13 protein-coding genes are annotated in these 17,047 nt (G+C 64.4%); 12 read left to right on the top strand and 1 reads right to left on the bottom strand.

Going from position 1 to position 17,047, the window contains the following annotated elements; all coding sequences use genetic code 11:
* Positions 1-155: 155 nt before the first annotated feature.
* Positions 156-2,291, bottom strand: coding sequence for an N-acetylmuramoyl-L-alanine amidase (locus RY1_RS21090; protein ID WP_072806019.1), 2,136 nt, complete (start codon positions 2,289-2,291; stop codon positions 156-158).
* 280 nt (positions 2,292-2,571) lie between these two features.
* On the opposite strand from RY1_RS21090, the gene RY1_RS21095 reads away from it, so the two are divergent.
* From RY1_RS21095 to RY1_RS21150, 12 genes are all read left to right on the top strand, one after another.
* A complete protein-coding gene (locus tag RY1_RS21095) occupies positions 2,572-3,315 on the top strand; it encodes a cobalt-precorrin-4/precorrin-4 C(11)-methyltransferase (protein WP_072806020.1) in 744 nt (247 codons plus the stop codon).
* Positions 3,312-4,064 carry a precorrin-6A synthase (deacetylating) gene (gene cobF / locus RY1_RS21100; protein ID WP_084727663.1) on the top strand — a complete coding sequence of 251 codons (753 nt, stop codon included), beginning with the start codon at positions 3,312-3,314 and terminating at the stop codon, positions 4,062-4,064. Before RY1_RS21095 ends, cobF begins: the two co-directional genes overlap by 4 nt.
* 47 nt (positions 4,065-4,111) lie before the next feature.
* Positions 4,112-5,386, top strand: coding sequence for a UDP-galactopyranose mutase (gene glf, locus RY1_RS21105; RefSeq protein WP_371829494.1), 1,275 nt, complete (start codon positions 4,112-4,114; stop codon positions 5,384-5,386).
* On the top strand, positions 5,383-7,290 hold the full coding sequence (locus RY1_RS21110) for a glycosyltransferase (RefSeq protein WP_072806023.1): 1,908 nt from the start codon (positions 5,383-5,385) through the stop codon (positions 7,288-7,290). The genes glf and RY1_RS21110 overlap by 4 nt, the downstream gene beginning before the upstream one ends.
* Positions 7,268-7,804, top strand: a complete 537-nt coding sequence (locus tag RY1_RS21115) for a phosphatase PAP2 family protein (protein WP_072806024.1) — start codon at positions 7,268-7,270, stop codon at positions 7,802-7,804. Before RY1_RS21110 ends, RY1_RS21115 begins: the two co-directional genes overlap by 23 nt.
* Positions 7,801-8,706, top strand: a complete 906-nt coding sequence (locus RY1_RS21120; RefSeq protein ID WP_072806025.1) for a decaprenyl-phosphate phosphoribosyltransferase — start codon at positions 7,801-7,803, stop codon at positions 8,704-8,706. The genes RY1_RS21115 and RY1_RS21120 overlap by 4 nt, the downstream gene beginning before the upstream one ends.
* Positions 8,684-10,642, top strand: a complete 1,959-nt coding sequence (locus RY1_RS21125; RefSeq protein ID WP_072806026.1) for an arabinofuranosyltransferase AftB family protein — start codon at positions 8,684-8,686, stop codon at positions 10,640-10,642. The genes RY1_RS21120 and RY1_RS21125 overlap by 23 nt, the downstream gene beginning before the upstream one ends.
* Before the next feature lie 242 nt (positions 10,643-10,884).
* Positions 10,885-11,814, top strand: coding sequence for an alpha/beta hydrolase (locus RY1_RS21130; RefSeq protein WP_072806133.1), 930 nt, complete (start codon positions 10,885-10,887; stop codon positions 11,812-11,814).
* A gap of 373 nt (positions 11,815-12,187) precedes the next feature.
* Entirely contained in the window at positions 12,188-13,201 is a 1,014-nt protein-coding gene (locus RY1_RS21135; RefSeq protein WP_072806134.1) for an alpha/beta hydrolase, read from the top strand.
* 225 nt (positions 13,202-13,426) lie between these two features.
* Positions 13,427-15,313 carry an alpha/beta hydrolase-fold protein gene (locus RY1_RS21140; protein ID WP_174565442.1) on the top strand — a complete coding sequence of 629 codons (1,887 nt, stop codon included), beginning with the start codon at positions 13,427-13,429 and terminating at the stop codon, positions 15,311-15,313.
* Positions 15,314-15,403: 90 nt separating this feature from the next.
* The gene (locus RY1_RS21145; RefSeq protein WP_072806027.1) at positions 15,404-15,961 is read left to right on the top strand and encodes a DUF732 domain-containing protein; all 558 of its coding nucleotides are present in this window, start codon (positions 15,404-15,406) and stop codon (positions 15,959-15,961) included.
* Between the two features lie 12 nt (positions 15,962-15,973).
* Positions 15,974-16,942 carry a cutinase family protein gene (locus RY1_RS21150; RefSeq protein WP_072806028.1) on the top strand — a complete coding sequence of 323 codons (969 nt, stop codon included), beginning with the start codon at positions 15,974-15,976 and terminating at the stop codon, positions 16,940-16,942.
* Positions 16,943-17,047: the final 105 nt, after the last annotated feature.

Raw genomic sequence — 17,047 nt, forward strand, 5'->3', positions numbered from 1 at the left:
CTCCGCAAATGCACGTGCGTTTGCGTGGCTGGGGTGGTGTATTCCCTGGTTGGTCCCGTCCCTCTCCGCAAATGCACGTGCGTTTGCGTGGCTGGGGGGAGAGATGCCGAATGCCCCCACACTCCGTTGTGTGGGGGCATTCGATGCGTCGGCTGTTACGGAGCCGGGGCGTTCTGCATTTCCTGCTCGTAGGTGTCGTTGTAGGTCTTGATGACCGTGGTGACGATGCCGGTGAGTTCGTTGAAGATCAGCGAGCCGTTCTCGAAATCGGTTCGCAGGCCCTCGGGTACGCGGTATTCGTCGGTCGTTGGGAGGCCGAGTTCACCGTTCTCGCCGCCGAGTGCCAGGAACTGTTCGAAGATCTTCCCGATCACCGCAACAGCTTGTCCTGCAAGCGAAGTGAAGATCGATCCGTTGGTGAACTGAGCTGCCTCGCCGCCGCCCTTGACCTGGACGAGACCGCTGACCGGAGTGCCGAGGCTGCCGGTCTCGCCCCCCGACGCGATCCACTTCTGCGCGATCGGGTTCGTGCTCGCGAGTCGAACCAGTTCGTCGACCAATCCCGGAATGTTCTCTCCGAGAGTGCTGCTCGCGTTCGTACCGGGTGACGACGGAGTTGCGGTATCGGTCGAGTCCTCTGTCGGAGCCGGGGCAGGAGCTACGTCGCCGCCACCGAGAGATGCCGCCGCGATATCGCGGATCTCGTCCATCTTGGCGTATGCGCCGTCGCCGGGGCATGCTGTGTTGCCGACGTCGCGGTGGGCGAAGATGACCGGCAGGTCGACGCTCTGACCCTGGCCGACGAAGGTGTAGTTGGTCCCCTCGCTCGTCATCGTCGTCTCGCCGTGCGGGTCGAGACCTGCTTTGCCCAAACGCCATCCGAGGAACTTGCCGACCGAATCGAGGGTCTCCTGCGATGGTGACTCCGAGGAGTAGTCGCCCATCATGGCGATGCCCATGGTGTTCTCGTTGAACCCACCGGCGTGTGCACCCTGAACCGGCTTGTCCAAACCACCTGCACGGCCTTCGAAGATCTGACCGTACTTGTCGACGAGCACGTTGTATCCGACGTCGCACCACCCGAGAGTCTGCGCGTGGTACGCGTAGATGGCTCGGACGATCTCGGCGGATTCGGTCTTGGAGTAGTCGTTGCTTCCCGCGGTGTGGTGCACCGTTGCGCCGCCGAGGAAGTCGTCGTACGTCGGGTTCGCGCAGCGGATCGACTCGTCGGCGCCCCACTGTGCCCTCGAGATCACCTTCGGTCCGGCATCGCCCGCGACGGGAGTCGCGATGTCGGCGAGTGCGGAATCGGCAGGGGAGGTGCCCGGCTGGATCAGCACTGCGCTGACATCGGCCAGAGCGTCTGCGACGGGTGTTTCCTGCTGGCGCAACGGCTTCGACACCGAGGCGGGTGTGTAACCGAGCTCCTGCTCGGGAGCCGGCGCAACCTCGGGAGCCGGTGCGACCTCGGGAACTGGTGCGACCTCGGGAACTGGTGCGACCTCGGGAGCTGGAACCGGGGCAGGCGCAGCCACGGGCCGCGGAGTCATCAGCAACTGCACGGCCTTGGTGGCACCGACGAAGATCGGCTCGGTCCCCTTCTTGTCCGGGGTCGGTGCGGAATCACTGGCCGCGGTGTCGATGGGCTCGGTTGCGAGCCAGGGCCCCCACGAACCGTCGTCGAGCTGGCGTCGTACCTGCGCGACGGCCCCGTCGAGAGCGGTGGAGGTCAACGCGACCATGCTGAAATTCTCGTCCTGGCGCAGTTCCTTGACGACGGCGCCGAGCGGCGCGCCCGGGTCGTCGCCTGCCGGGAGCGGAGCCTGCGGAGTGACCCCGTCGGCCGGGAGCGGAGCCTGCGGAGTGACCCCATCGGCCGGGAGCGGAGCCTGCGGAGTGACCGGCGCCGACGCGTCGGTACGGCCGAGTTCGGGGATCGGAGCCTGGGCGGACGGGCTCGTTTGGGACGGGACCGTCAGGCCGGGGATCTCGGGGATCTGGAGCGGCGGGATCGTGATGCTGTCCGGTAGGGGCAGGTATTTCAGATCGGACAGGCGGAGGTCGGGCAGCGGAAGGCCCGTCAGTTCCTGGAGTGGAATGACGATGTCCGGTGCCGCGGTCAGTGCCGTTTCGACGATCTTGGTGGGGACTGTGACAGGGGTTGTCTCGTTGGCCGATCGAATATCGGTGGACGCATTCTCGCCGGAGATGCTGTAGACCGCGACTGGACTCGCGACGGCAAGCAAGGCGACAGCGCCGAGAACGATCGACGGCTTCGTTCGACGGTGCAAGGCGGTACTCCCTGGTTGTAGGTGCGGCCCGGGTCGGTTGTGCGTGACTCGTCCGCGAAGCATCCTGCGACTGTTCGACGCGAATTGCTTCCGTTCAGATCCAATTGTCTGTAAGTTGTGATGCTGCTGTTACTCCAGTGACTGATGTGACTGGACTTCAACCACATGAGTAACAACAACCTCATACGACACAAGGCTAAACCTTAGCTTGAGAGTTAGCCACCCCGGGGATTTCACCGATGGTGCGGCGCGTCGTCCGAAGCGCCTACGCTTTTACTTCGTGACAGTCCACTTCATCGGTGCAGGCCCCGGCGCTGCCGATCTGCTGACGTTGCGCGCCGTCGACCATCTCCGTGCAAGCCCGGTCTGCGTCTACGCGGGCACCTACATCGACGACGCGATCCTGGCCCATTGTTCGGCCGGCACCCGCATGGTCGACACCGCTTCGATGGATCTCGACGCGATCATCGCCGAGCTCGTCGCCGCGGACACACGCGGCGAGGACGTTGCGCGACTGTGTTCGGGTGATCCATCTCTCTATTCGGCGCTCGCGGAGCAGTCGGCGCGGCTCGACGCCGAAGGCATTGCCTGGGACGTCACTCCAGGCGTGCCCGCGTACGCCGCCGCAGCTGCCACGCTGCGCGTAGAACTCACCGTTCCCGAGCTCGCGCAGTCCGTCGTCCTGACGCGCGCGCAGGCGAGGTCGACGGCGATGCCGGACGGCGAGCGATTGTCGGCTTTCGCCGCGACGGGCTCGACGCTCGTGCTGCATCTGGCGATCACCCGAACGAGGCTGCTCGCCGAGGAGTTGACCGGGTACTACGGCAGCGAGTGTCCCGTCGCCGTCGTCTTCCATGCCAGCAAGCCGGATCAGCTCGTGCTGACGGGCACTCTCGGCGACATCGCCGAGCAGGTCGAGGCCGCGGGACTGAAGCAAGCCGCCGTCATCCTCGTCGGACCCGCGGTGGGACGGACTCCCGGCGCGGAATCCCATCTGTACGACGCGTGCCGGGACAGAGCGTGAAGATCCATCTCGTCGGAGTCGGTGGCGGACATCCCGACCAGATCACGGTTCAGGCCGTCGCCCGGCTTCGTGAAGTCGATGTCTTCCTCGTCGCCGACAAGGGTTCGAGCGTCGGCGACCTCGCTGAGGCGCGGGCGGAGATCCTGAGGCGTCATGTGCCCGGCAGTCCCAGGGTGATCCAGGTGCCCGATCCCGAGCGCGACCGCAGGCCCAGCGACTACGGGACCGCCGTAGTGGACTGGCACGACGCCAGGGCACGTGCCTACGAGAAGGTGCTGCTGGATCTGGATCCGGACGTTGTCGTCGGATTTCTGGTGTGGGGCGACCCGGCGTTGTACGACAGCACCATCCGCGTCGTCGAACGGGTCCGAGATTTCGGGACCGTGGACATCGATTTCGACGTCACTCCTGGCATCAGCAGTGTGTCGATGCTCGCAGCCGCTCACCGGCTGGTGCTCAATCGCATCGGCGGTCCGATCGTGATCACGACCGGTCGGGCGCTGTTGCACGACATCGGCGCGGGCGCCGACAACATCGTGGTGATGCTCGACGGCAAGTTGACGTGCCGCGAGCTGGTCGGAACCGGTACGTGGGACATCCATTGGGGTGCCAACCTGGGAACGGACGATGAAAGGTTGGTGTCGGGGCCGCTCGACGCGTGCATCGGGGAGATCGAGCGCGCGCGTGCGGACGTGAAGGCCGAGCACGGCTGGGTGATGGATACCTATGTACTTCGTACCCGTGTGTGAGGAGTGACGTCGAGCGGTAAGTGCCCACGCACGGACGGCGAAGCCGCATGCATGGGCGGCGTGGCAGCCGAGGTCGGATACCCTGGTTGCCCGTGACTGCTGTAAGCCCTGAGCCGACCTCTTCCGATGCTTCCGTGACCGGCCGATACGACCTCATCGTCGTCGGATCCGGGTTCTTCGGCCTGACCGTGGCGGAGCGCTCGGCGTCCCAGTTGGGCAAGCGTGTCCTCGTGATCGATCGGCGCCACCACCTGGGCGGCAACGCGTACTCGGAGGCCGAGCCGGAGACCGGCATCGAGATCCACAAGTACGGCGCCCACCTGTTCCACACGTCGAACAAGCGTGTCTGGGATTACGTCAACCAGTTCACCGACTTCACCAGCTACCAACATCGCGTCTATGCGATGCACAAGGGCCAGTCGTACCAGTTCCCCATGGGGCTCGGCCTGATCTCGCAGTTCTTCGGCAAGTACTACTCGCCGGCCGAAGCGCGCGCGCTCATCGAGGAGCAGTCGAGCGAGTTCGACTCCAAGGATGCGCAGAACCTGGAGGAGAAGGCGATCTCGCTGATCGGCCGCCCGCTGTACGAGGCGTTCATCCGCGATTACACCGCCAAGCAGTGGCAGACCGATCCGAAGAATCTGCCCGCGGGCAACATCACGCGGCTGCCGGTGCGCTACACCTTCGACAATCGCTACTTCAACGACGACTACGAGGGCCTGCCGGTCGACGGCTACACCGCGTGGCTCGAGAACATGGCATCGAGCGATCTCATCGAGGTGCGTCTGAACACCGACTGGTTCGAGGTTCGAGAAGAACTGACGAAGGAAAGTCCGGGCGCTCCCATCGTCTACACCGGACCACTGGACGCGTACTTCGACTACTCGGAGGGTGAACTGGGTTGGCGCACACTCGATTTCGAGACCGAGGTGCTCCCGACTGGTGATTTCCAGGGCACGCCGGTGATGAACTACAACGACGGTGATGTCGGCTACACCCGCATCCACGAGTTCCGGCACTTCCACCCCGAGCGGAAGTACCCGACCGACAAGACGGTCATCATGCGCGAGTTCTCGCGGTTCGCCGAAAGCGGCGACGAGCCGTACTACCCGATCAACACCCCCGACGATCGGAGCAAGCTCGAGGCATACCGCGATCGCGCGAAGGCCGAGACCGCCTCCAACAACGTGCTGTTCGGTGGCCGTCTGGGCACCTACCAGTACCTGGACATGCACATGGCCATCGCCAGCGCGCTCAACCTGTACGACAACACGCTGGCTCCACACTTCGAGACCGGCGCTTCGCTTGCGGGGGAGAAATGACAGCAAAACATCTACTCGACGACGGGGTTGCCGACGTGTCGCCCGTGCTCGGAAAGTCCCTGCTGCAGCGCATTCTCCTTCCGCGCTCCGGTGAACCGCTCGACGTACGCACGCTGTACTTGGAAGAAGCGACAACGAATGCCCGACGGGCACACTCGCTCTCGCGTACGTCGGTCACCATCGGTTCCGAGTCGGAGGTGTCGTTCGCGACGTACTTCAACGCGTTCCCGGCGAGCTACTGGCGTCGTTACAGCATCCTGAAGTCCGTGGTGTTGCGCGTCGAGGTCTCCGGACACTGCCGCATCGACGTCTACCGATCCAAGGCCGACAGCTCGCGCATCCACGTCGAGGGCCGCGAAGTCGTCGACAGTGATGCAGTGCAAGAGTTCCTGGTCGACCTCGGCCCGTTCGAGGACGGCGGGTGGATCTGGTTCGACATCACGTCCGACTCCGAGGTAGTGCTCGAGAGTGCCGGTTGGTATGCGCCGATCGACGCGCCGGGTGAGGCGACCGTCGCCGTCGGCATCCCGACGTTCAACCGCCCGACCGACGCCGTGAAAGCCCTGGAGGCGCTCGGGTCGGATCCGCTGGTGCTGGACGTGATCAAAGCCGTCATCATGCCGGACCAGGGCACGCGAAAAGCCAAGGACGAGCCCGGATTCGCTGCCGCCGAAGAAGCGCTCGGCGGTAGGCTGGCGATCCACGACCAGGCCAACCTCGGTGGGTCGGGTGGTTACAGCCGCATCATGTACGAGGCGCTGAACAACACCGAGTGCCAACACATCCTGTTCATGGACGACGACATCGAGATCGAGCCCGATTCGATTCTTCGTGCGCTCGCGATGTCTCGGTTCGCCAAGGTGCCAACGCTCGTCGGCGGCCAGATGCTGAACCTGCAGGCGCGCAGCCATCTTCACGTCATGGGTGAAGTGATCAACCGCGGAAACTTCATGTGGACCGGCGCGCAGAACGTCGAATACGACCACGATTTCAGCAAGTACCCCCTTCGCTCGAGCAAGCTGCTGCATCGGCGCATCGACGTCGACTACAACGGCTGGTGGATGTGCATGATCCCGCGCGTCGTCGCCGAGGAGCTCGGACAGCCGCTCCCGCTGTTCATCAAGTGGGACGACGCCGAATACGGTTTGCGCGCACGGGAAGCCGGCTACCCGACGGTAACGCTCCCGGGTGCCGCGATCTGGCACATGGCATGGAGCGACAAGGACGACGCCATCGACTGGCAGGCGTACTTCCACCTCCGCAACCGGTTGGTCGTGGCCGCATTGCACATGCCGGGCAACGGACGCGGCCTGGTGCTCGACACCGTCAAGGCCACCGTCAAGCACCTGCTGTGCCTCGAGTACTCGACCGTTGCGATCCAGAACCAGGCGATCCGCGACTTCCTCGCAGGTCCTGAACACATCCTCGAGATCCTGCCGACATCGCTCGGCGACGTACACGCACTGCGCAAGACGTACCCGGATGCCGTCGTCGTCGGATCTTCGACGGAATTGCCGCTCGCATCGGGTGAGGAGGTAGGGGCCGTCGGACTGCCGACGAATCCGCTGTCGAAGATCGGCCGCCTCGCCAAGGGTCTGATTCACAACGTCAAGCCCGCGCATACCCGTCATCACGAGCGACCTCAGCTCAACGTGCCGACGCTCGACGCTCGCTGGTTCCTGCTCTCGCAGGTCGACGGAGTCACCGTCACCACCGCCGACGGCCGAGGCGTCGTGTACCGGCAGCGTGACCGTGAGAAGGCCGCGGCCCTGTTCAAGGAAGCGATGGCGCTGCGCACCGAGCTCTCGCGCCGCTTCCCCGATCTCAAGGGACGCTATCGCGACGCCGTCCCGCACCTGACGAGTAAGGAAACGTGGGAACGTGTCTTTCGTTACGAGGCGTAAGAACCAGACCGACGCCCCCACCGAGGTTCGCATTCTCGAGAAGGTGCAGGCGACGGTCGGTGCCCAGCCGGGTGCGATCGCCGTCGCGCGAGGTATGTCGCACTTCGGTGAGCACGCGCTCGGCTGGGTTGCCATCGCCGGAATCGGCGCCGCCGTGGATCCGACGCGGCGCAGGCAGTGGGCAGGCGTCGCCGTCGGTGCGGTCGGTTCGCATGCCGCATCGATCGTGATCAAGCGTGTCGTGCGTCGGCCGCGGCCCAACGATCCGTCCGTGCGCGTCAACGTCTCCACGCCGAGCAAGCTGAGTTTTCCGTCCTCGCACGCGACATCGACGACGGCGGCCGCCGTTCTGCTCGGTCGGTTGACCGGGTTACCGTTGGCTGCGGTGCTGGTGCCCCCGATGCTGCTGTCGCGGCTGGTTCTGGGCGTCCACTATCCGACAGATGTGCTTGCAGGATCTGCGCTCGGCGCGATTTCGGCAGCTGCAGTCCTGAAGTACGAAGGAGACAAATGAGCGAGGAAGCCTCCCCGGTCGGAGCACCACCCAAGAACCTGCTCGACGGCGTGATCAAGGCACTCCGTCCGCGGCAGTGGGTCAAGAACGTGCTGGTGCTGGCGGCACCGCTGGCGGCCGGTTCGGTGACGCACGCCGACGTGCTGCTGCCGGTCGGGCTCGCGTTCGTCGTCTTCTGCCTCGCTGCTTCCGGCGTCTACCTCGTCAACGACGCGATGGACGTCGAGGCCGATCGCGCGCACCCGACCAAGCGTTTCCGGCCGATCGCCGCAGGTGTACTGCCGGTGAACCTGGCATACGGCATGGCTGTGGTGTGCATCGGGCTCGCCATCGGCCTGTCGTTCTTCGCGAACTGGAAACTTGCGCTGGTCATCGGTGTCTACATCGCGATCCAGCTTGCGTACTGCTTCGGCCTCAAGCATCAGGCCGTGCTGGACATCTGCATCGTGTCCTCGGGCTTCCTGCTTCGTGCGATCGCCGGTGGTGTCGCGGCGTCGATCCCGCTGTCCCAGTGGTTCTTGCTGATCATGGCGTTCGGATCGTTGTTCATGGCCGCAGGCAAGCGCTATGCGGAGCTTCAGCTGGCCGAACGTACCGGCGCGAAGATTCGTAAGTCGCTCGAGAACTACACGACCACGTACCTTCGCTTCGTCTGGACGCTGTCGGCCACGGCTGTCGTGATTTGCTATGGACTGTGGGCTTTCGAACAAGACGCCGAGACGAGCACCAACTGGTTCGCGATCTCGATGATTCCGTTCACCATCGCAATCCTGCGATACGCAGTGGATGTCGACGGCGGCGAAGCAGGTGAACCCGAGGAAATCGCGCTGGGGGACCGGGTATTGCAGGTGCTCGCCCTTGCCTGGATCGGAGTAGTGGGTGTCGCTGTCTACCTCGCGTGAGGAACTGACCGACGCTCGTTCGGGTTCCGGTCTTTCGCGCGCGATCTTCGGTATCGGCGTTGCCGTCTCCAGCCTGCTGTTCCTCGTCGGTGCTTGGGAGCGGCGGTGGATCGCCGACGACGGTCTGATCGTTCTGCGTACTGTCCGCAACCTGCTGGCGGGCAACGGCCCGGTGTTCAACGCGGGCGAACGGGTCGAGACCAACACCAGCACGATCTGGACCTACCTGGTCTACGCGGGTAGCTGGTTGAGCGAGATCCGTCTCGAATACGTCGTGCTGACGATCGCCCTGGTTCTGTCCACGGCCGCGATCGCGGTGGCGATGTTCGGGACGTATGCCCTTCGGGCCCGTGAGCGAGAAGTAACAGCAGCGGAACGACCCAGAGTTGCCGGAGTGGAGCCTGCGGAACGACCCAGAGTTGCCGGAGTGGAGCCTGCGGAACGACCCAGAGTTGCCGGCGTGGCTGCATTCTTGCCGGCTGGGGTGCTGGTCTACATCGCGGTTCCCCCTGCCCGTGATTTCGCGACGTCGGGGCTCGAGACCTGCCTGGTCATCTTCTGGATCGCCGTGCTGTGGCTGCTGATGGTCCGGTGGGCGACCAGGGACGTCGGCAAGCCGGCGATCCTGTTCCTGTCTTTCTGGGCGGGTTTGGGGCCGCTCGTGCGACCGGAGCTCGTCATATTGTCCGGGCTCGCGCTGGTGATGGTCTTCCTGGCTCCGCAGACGTGGGTGAGCCGGGTTCTGGTGTTCGCGTTCGCAGGTGTCGTTCCGGTGGGATACCAGATCTGGCGAATGGGCTACTACGGCTTGCCGTACCCGAACACCGCGGTGTCGAAGGACGCAGGCGGTGCCAAGTGGGCGCAGGGTTTCGACTACCTGTGGAATCTGCTCGGACCGTACATGCTGTGGCTGCCGCTGGTGCTTCTGCTCGTCGGCGCCGTCGCGACGGCCACCCGTCCGGGAAGAATTCGCGCCCCCAGGACAGTGCGTGAGGCGCAGAACGCGCTGCGCTCGCCGACGGCCGTCGTGGTGTTCGTCCTGCTCGGCGGTCTTCTGTCCGCGGTGTACGCGGTGCGGGTCGGCGGCGATTTCATGCACGGCCGCACGCTGCTGCCTGCGTTGTTCACGCTGTTGCTCCCGATCTCGGTGATACGGCTGACGATTCCGTCGCGCAGGTCGGACACACGCGCAGTCGTGGTGTTCGGGGTAGGCGCTTTCGTCTGGATCGTGACCGTGGTGTGGGCTTTCTTCGCCGCGAACACCACCGGGATGCCGGAGGGTTCGATCGTGGGGCGCTCGGGCATCGTCGACGAGCGGGCGTTCTACGCACTCAACACCGGGCATGCGCATCCGATTCTCGCCACCGACTATCTCGACTATCCCCGTATGCGCCCGATGGTCGAGGCGATCGAGAACACCCCGGACGGCGGGTTGCTGCTGCCGTCGGCGCAGTTCACCTACTGGGACGTGGTGCCGCCGCCGTTGCCGATTCCGCCGGGCGGGGCCGGACACACGGTCTACTTCCTGAACCTCGGCATGACGAGCATGAACGTCGGCCTCGACGTCCGTGTGATCGACCAGATGGGTCTTGCCTACCCGCTCGCCTCGCACACCGAGCGGTTGGAGAACGGTCGCATCGGTCACGACAAGAACCTGTATCCGGACTGGGTCGTCGCGGACCTCGGCCTGGTCGGCGAACATCCCTTCCTGCCGTGGTACATGGACGAGGACTGGGTCACCGAGGCTCGGGTCGCGCTGTCGTGCCCCGATACGCAGGAACTCGTCGCGTCGTACCGGGCACCGCTGACGACGGACCTGTTCATCAGGAACTTCAAGCGTTCGCTGTTCTATTCGGGCTATCGATTCGACCGTGTGCCGAAATACGAAATACAAAGGTGTGGTTTGGAAGAACCGATTCCGAAGGACGGAAATTAGTCTCGGCGATATAGAGTCGTCGCCAAGATGGGATATCTCGTTTTCGTAACGGAGGTCGAGTTTCGGCCGATGTATGCGAAAGATGTGTGTGACTGATGGGCCGAAAGGACCGGATTCACCCCGCTGAACGGGCGAGTCGTAGCAATACGGCCCACCAACACTGCTGAGAGGTCGATTGCATGCTGTTTGGAACGAAGAAGGGTGCCGGGGGGCGCACACGCCGGATATTGACGTCTCTGGTGATGGCTGTGGCACTGCCGCTCGGTCTGGCAGTGGTCGGTACGGGTGCAACGGCCAATGCGGCGTTCGACCCGGGTGCACAGGACTTCTGGACGGATTCGTCCATGGGCCCCATCAAGAGCCGCATCTGGCGAGCAGCGGACGGTAACACCGACCGCGTCGTCTACCTGCTCGACGGGCTTCGCGCCACCAACGACATTTCCGGTTGGGAGCACGAGACCGACGCGGGCGCGTACCTCGCATCCTGGAACATCAACGTCGTCGAGCCCGTCGGCGGAATGTCCAGCTTCTACTCGGACTGGTACGCACCGTCGAACTTCAACGGTCAGCAGACGACGTACAAGTGGGAAACGTTCCTCACTCAGAACCTGCGAGACAACCTCGCCAATCAGCTCGGTTTCAACCGCAACCGCAACGGCGTCGTCGGCATCTCCATGGGCGGTAGCGCTGCGCTGACGCTTGCTGCGTATCACCCCGACCAGTTCTCCTACGCGGGATCGCTGTCCGGTTACCTGAACATCTCCGCACCCGGTATGCGCGAGGCCATGCGTCTGGCGCTGCTCGATTCGGGCCGGTACAACATCGACGCGATGTGGGGTCCGCCGTGGAACTCGGCGTGGCTGCGCAACGATCCGTTCGTCTTCGCGCCGAGGCTTCGTGACAACGGCACACGCGTGTGGGTCTTCGCCGGTAGCGGTCTGCCGGGTGGTCTGGACCAGCCGCGCAGCTTCATCGACTACTACAACACCGGAAACGCGATGGGACTCGAGGCGATCGCTCTCGCCAACAGTCGCGCGTTCCAGATTCGCATGGCGAGCATCGGGGCCAACAACGTGACGTACGCGTTCCCGTCGGTCGGCACCCATCAGTGGGGCTACTGGCAGGAGCAGGCGCACATCATGGCCCCCGATCTGAGTGCCAACATCGGCTGACATTCCCGGCTGCAGAGCCCCTGCTCGGCAACCCGATCGGTAAAATCTCAACGCGTTCTGTGAGATTTCACTGATTTGACGGGCTGTTGTGTGGGGGCTTCGCAGGATAGTGTCACAGTCTGATATCGGCTCCGAAGCAGACCTGAGATGTAGATCACGGTTTTGCATCGGGACTCGAGGGTGGAATAGCCTCCATCCTGCGCGCCCGTATTCGACCTTCGCGGTCGGCGACGGGCACGAATACCTGAACAACCCATACTTTCAACTGAACAACCCGTACTGCGGCCCGACAGGGCCGAAGAACAGCCCTGTTGGAATGCCGGGGGCCGCACACATCGCGGAAACCGCAGAAGACGAGAGAGAGCACGATTTCATGCGATTTGCTGGCCTCAGCACCAGACCGAGACTGTCCCAGCGATGGCGTCAGCGGCTCATGGGAATCGGTGCAGCAGCACTCGTTCTGCCGATCGCTGCCGGAGTCGTCGGCGGTGCAACCGCTCTCGCAGCACCGGGCGCCATTGCGCACACAGCGCCTGCCGGTGGACGCGAGGACCTCTGGGTTCCGTCCGAGATGGGTCCGATCAAGGTCCAGGTTCAGTGGGCAGCACGCGGCGGCAGCTCTGCTCTCTACCTGCTCGACGGTCTGCGCGCTCGTAACGACCGCAACGCTTGGTCGTTCGAGACCAACGCTCAGGATCAGTTCGCGAACGACGACGTCACGCTCGTGATGCCGGTCGGCGGACAGGCCAGCTTCTACAGCGACTGGTACGCGGCATCGAACCTGAACGGCCAGGAAGTCACCTACAAGTGGGAGACCTTCCTGACCGAGGATCTGCCCGCGTTCCTCGAGGGCTACGGCGTCTCGCGCACCAACAACGCCGTACTCGGTATCTCGATGGGTGGCTCGGCTGCTCTGACGCTGGCTGCGTACCACCGCGACCAGTTCAAGTTCGCCGGCTCGTTCTCCGGTTACCTCAACATCTCGGCTCCCGGCATGCGTGAGGCCATCCGTGTCGCGATGCTGTCGCAGTCCTGGTTCAACGTCGATTCCATGTGGGGACCCCCGTGGAGCCCGGCATGGCTGCGCAACGACCCGTTCGTTTTCGCACCGCAGCTCAAGGGCCTGTCGATGTACATCTCGGCAGCAAGCGGACTGCCCGGTGAATTCGACAAGCCGCGCGCGCCGATCGACTTCTACAACACCGCGAACGGCATGGCACTCGAAGCTCTCGCGCTGGCCAACAGCCGTGCATTCCAGGTCCGCCTGGCAACGCTCGGAATCCCGGCGACGTTCGACTTCCCGGCCAACGGCATTCACTCGTGGCCGTACTGGTCCGCCGAGCTGTTCAAGGCTCGCGGCCAGATCCTCGAGGCACTGAACGCCTGATCGAAGGTCGTACACGCTCTGCTCCAACGAATGCCGTCCTGCAGAACACGCAGGGCGGCATTCGTCGTAACGGATCGAAGTTCATTCACAATTGCATCACCAGTCACAGCGAGCCTCGTTCGTTTCGGCGTCGCTCGCGTGTACAAAGACATCTACAGAAGTCTGCGTCTTTCGCTCGCGGATCGTGACTTCGTACGCACCACCTGCAGAAAGAGAGTCACCATCATGCGCACAGGGCTTGCTCGGTTCGGTCGAGGACACAAGGCCGGAATCCAGGCTCGTCGTGCTGCGATCGCGGCGGCCGTCACCGTCGCACTGGCGTCGCCGTTCGGTGCCGTCGGGATCGCGCAGGCAACGCCCGCGGCCGTGTCGCTGCCGGCGCCGACGCAGGCCGCGTCCGGCGCGACCGTCACCTCGGTCGACTGGCTGTCGGATCGACGCGTCGCGCTGTGGATCGAATCCCCGTCGATGGGCACCCCGATTCAGGTGCAGCTGCTGCTTGCGCGTGACTGGAACCTCAACCCGCAGGAAACCTTCCCGTCCGTCTGGATGCTCGACGGACTGCGCGCGACGGACATGGAGAGCGGTTGGACGGCCGAGACCGACGCCGAGTCCTATTTCGCCGACAAGAACGTCAACGTCGTACTCCCGGTCGGTGGACAGTCCAGCTTCTACTCCGACTGGGTGGATCAGGACAACGGCAAGAACTACCAGTGGGAGACGTTCCTGACCAAGGAGCTTCCCCCGATTCTCGAGAGCAGCTGGCGTACCAACCAGACGCGTGGCGTCGTCGGCCTCTCGATGGGTGGCACCGCCGCCATGTTCCTCGCGGCACGCAACCAGGGCTTCTTCAAGTTCGCCGGCTCGCTGTCGGGCATGTTGACGACGACGACGCTCGGCATGCCACAGGCCATTCAGTACGCGATGGCGGACGCGGGCGGTTTCGACTCCAAGGCCATGTGGGGCGCGCCCACCAACGATCTCTGGGCGCAACACGACCCGTACCTCCTTGCCGACCAGCTCGAGGGCGTCAGCCTGTACGTCTCGAGCGGAAACGGCGCTGCCGGCCCGTACGACGCGCCGTCGGGAATCCCAGGGGTCAGTTCGAACTACGCAGGCATGGGCCTCGAAATTCTCTCTCGCCTGACGTCTCAGACCTTCGCGACCAAGCTCAACAAGCTCGGCATTCCTGCGCAGGTCAACTACCGGCCGTCGGGCACGCACTCGTGGGAGTACTGGCAGTTCGAGCTGCATCAGCTGTGGCCGCAACTGGCCAACGCGCTCGGTGTCGAGGCGGACAAGCCCGCGTGCAGCGCGACCGGCGCGATCGGCAACGCCTCCGGTGCCAACTCCTGGCTCGGTGACTGCTTGACGCCGGAGTACAACGTCGCAGGCGGGCGTGCTCAGGACTTCCGTTTCGGACGCGTGTTCTTCTCACCGGACACCGGCGCCCAGGTCGTCGCGGGTGCCATCGGCGGAAACTACCAGGGTTCGGGTGGACCGGCAGGCCCGCTCGGCTTCCCGAAGACCGGCGAATTCGGTACTCCGGACGGCCGTGGACGTGCCAATGCCTTCCAGAACGGCATGGTCTACTTCACGCCTCAGACCGGAGCACACGCACTCCGCGGCGCGATCCTCGACGAGTGGGCACGCCAGGGATACGAGAACGGCCCGCTCGGCTACCCCGTCCTCGACGAGGTCGCCACACCGTCGAAGCCGGGTGCTGTTCAGGGATTCGAGATCGGCGCGATGTACTTCAGCCCGGACCTCGGAACGCACTCCGTCCAAGGCATGATCCTGGGCAAGTACGGCCAGCTCGGGTGGGAGAACGGCTCGCTCGGCTTCCCGAAGTCCAGTGAGCTCGGCCCGATCAAGGATGGCGGCCGCTTCAACGAGTTCGAGGGCGGCAACATCTACTGGAGCCCGGTCACCGGCGCATGGGCCATCCGCAACGGCGAGATCTTCGACGCGTGGAAGAGCGTGGGCTACGAAGGCGGCAGGCTCGGGTACATCACGAGCGATCAGTTCGACATGAACGGCGGCGGAGTCCAGCAGAACTTCCAGTTCGGCATCATCACGGTCAAGGACGGCAAAGTCACCATCGCACCGTGACGAAAAGCCACAGGGTCCACTCAGAATTCTCTCAGTGGTTCTCTGTAGCGTGACGCGTTGAACCTCGACGACCATAGGACTGGATTGATGATGGAAAAGACGCTGGCCCGGACACTGACGATGGCAGCGCTTGTCGTGGCCACGGGCGGTTTTCTCGTGGCCTGCGGCAGCGACGATTCCACTGCAACCGGAACGCCGTCCACGACGACGACGGCCGCAGCAGAGTCGACGTCCGCAGAGCCGACGGCGTCGGCGTCGGAATCGGAATCGGCGGAGCCCACCACGGCGGCGCCGACGACCAGTCCGGGTGAGGCTGCAACGGCACCTCCCGAGCAGCCTCAGCCTGTGCCCGAGGATTTCCCGGGGACCACCGAGACTCCGGTCGATGCGCGGGGCCAGGCGTTCCTCGCCGAGCTGGAGAAGGGCGGCATCACACCGGCAGGAAACGGTGAGATCGCCATCTCGACCGCAAACTACATCTGCTCGGCGCAGTCGCAGGGGGTCGCAGCGGACGAGATCTCGACATTCGTGACTGCCAACGTGGGAGTCGAGGCGAGTGCCTCGGGTACGCAGATGACCGCCGAGCAGGCAGGCGAGAACGCCCAGGTGTACATCACCGCCGCGCAGAACACCTACTGCAAGTCCTAGTCGACTCAGCCGATGGCGAATCGTACGAAGCGTAAGAGAAGACTGCTACCGAAACTCCTCGCGGTGGTGGTCGTTCTCGGGATCGTCATCGTCGCTGCGTGGTACCTGCTCGCGGGACGGCTCCCGAAGGAGATTCCGTCGCCGATCCCCGGGCCGGGGCCGACACCGCCGACGTCGCAGCCGGCCGATTGCGCCGACGTCGAAGTCATTGCGATACCCGGCACGTGGGAGTCCTCGGCGAACGACGACCCGTACGACCCGACTGCCAACCCCGCATCGTTGATGCTGAACGTGACGCGCCCGCTACAAGGGCAGTTCGATCCGAGCCGCGCCGTGGTCTACACGGTCCCGTACGTCGCTCAGTTCTCGAACCCGATTGCATTCCCGCCCGACGGCCAGCAGTCGTACAACAACAGCCGCACTGCCGGTGCGGCCGCGGCGCGCGCCGAACTTGTCCGGTACAGCGAGCACTGCCCACTCACCGACTACGTGCTCGCCGGGTTCTCCCAGGGTGCCGTGATCGCAGGCGACATCGCCGCGGACATCGGCGCGGGCAACGGACCGGTCGCCGCCGACCGCGTTCTCGGAGTGACGTTGATCGCCGACGGCAGGCGCGACGGGACGTCGGGAACCGACATCGGACCGGCTGTCGACGGCGTCGGCGCAGAGGTGGCACTCGGCGGACTCGATCTTCCCGGCATCACCATGACGGGACCCAGAGCGGGCGGTTTCGGCACGCTGGACGAGAAGGTCTTCTCGATCTGCGCGGCGGGCGATCTGATCTGCGCCGCGCCCTCGGAAGGCTTGTCGCTGCGCAACATTCCGCAGAGCATCGGAATCCTGGTGGGTGCCGCGGGCAACCCGGTGCACGCGTCGTACAACAGCTTCGTCGTCGACGATGCAGGTACCACCTCGACGCAGTGGACGGCGGCCTGGGCGGCCGATCTGATCGCGTCGGCACCGGAGATTCCGCATTCGTAGATTGCGCCGCGCGGTGCAGGGGAGTTCTCACAACGTCTGCTCGTGACATCCGATGAATAGGCACAAAGCTGGTCGTAGGTGACCCCGCCAGGTGTATTCCCACGT

Origin of the sequence: Rhodococcus yunnanensis NBRC 103083, from assembly GCF_001895005.1 — a bacterium.
Lineage (GTDB): Bacteria > Actinomycetota > Actinomycetes > Mycobacteriales > Mycobacteriaceae > Rhodococcoides > Rhodococcoides yunnanense.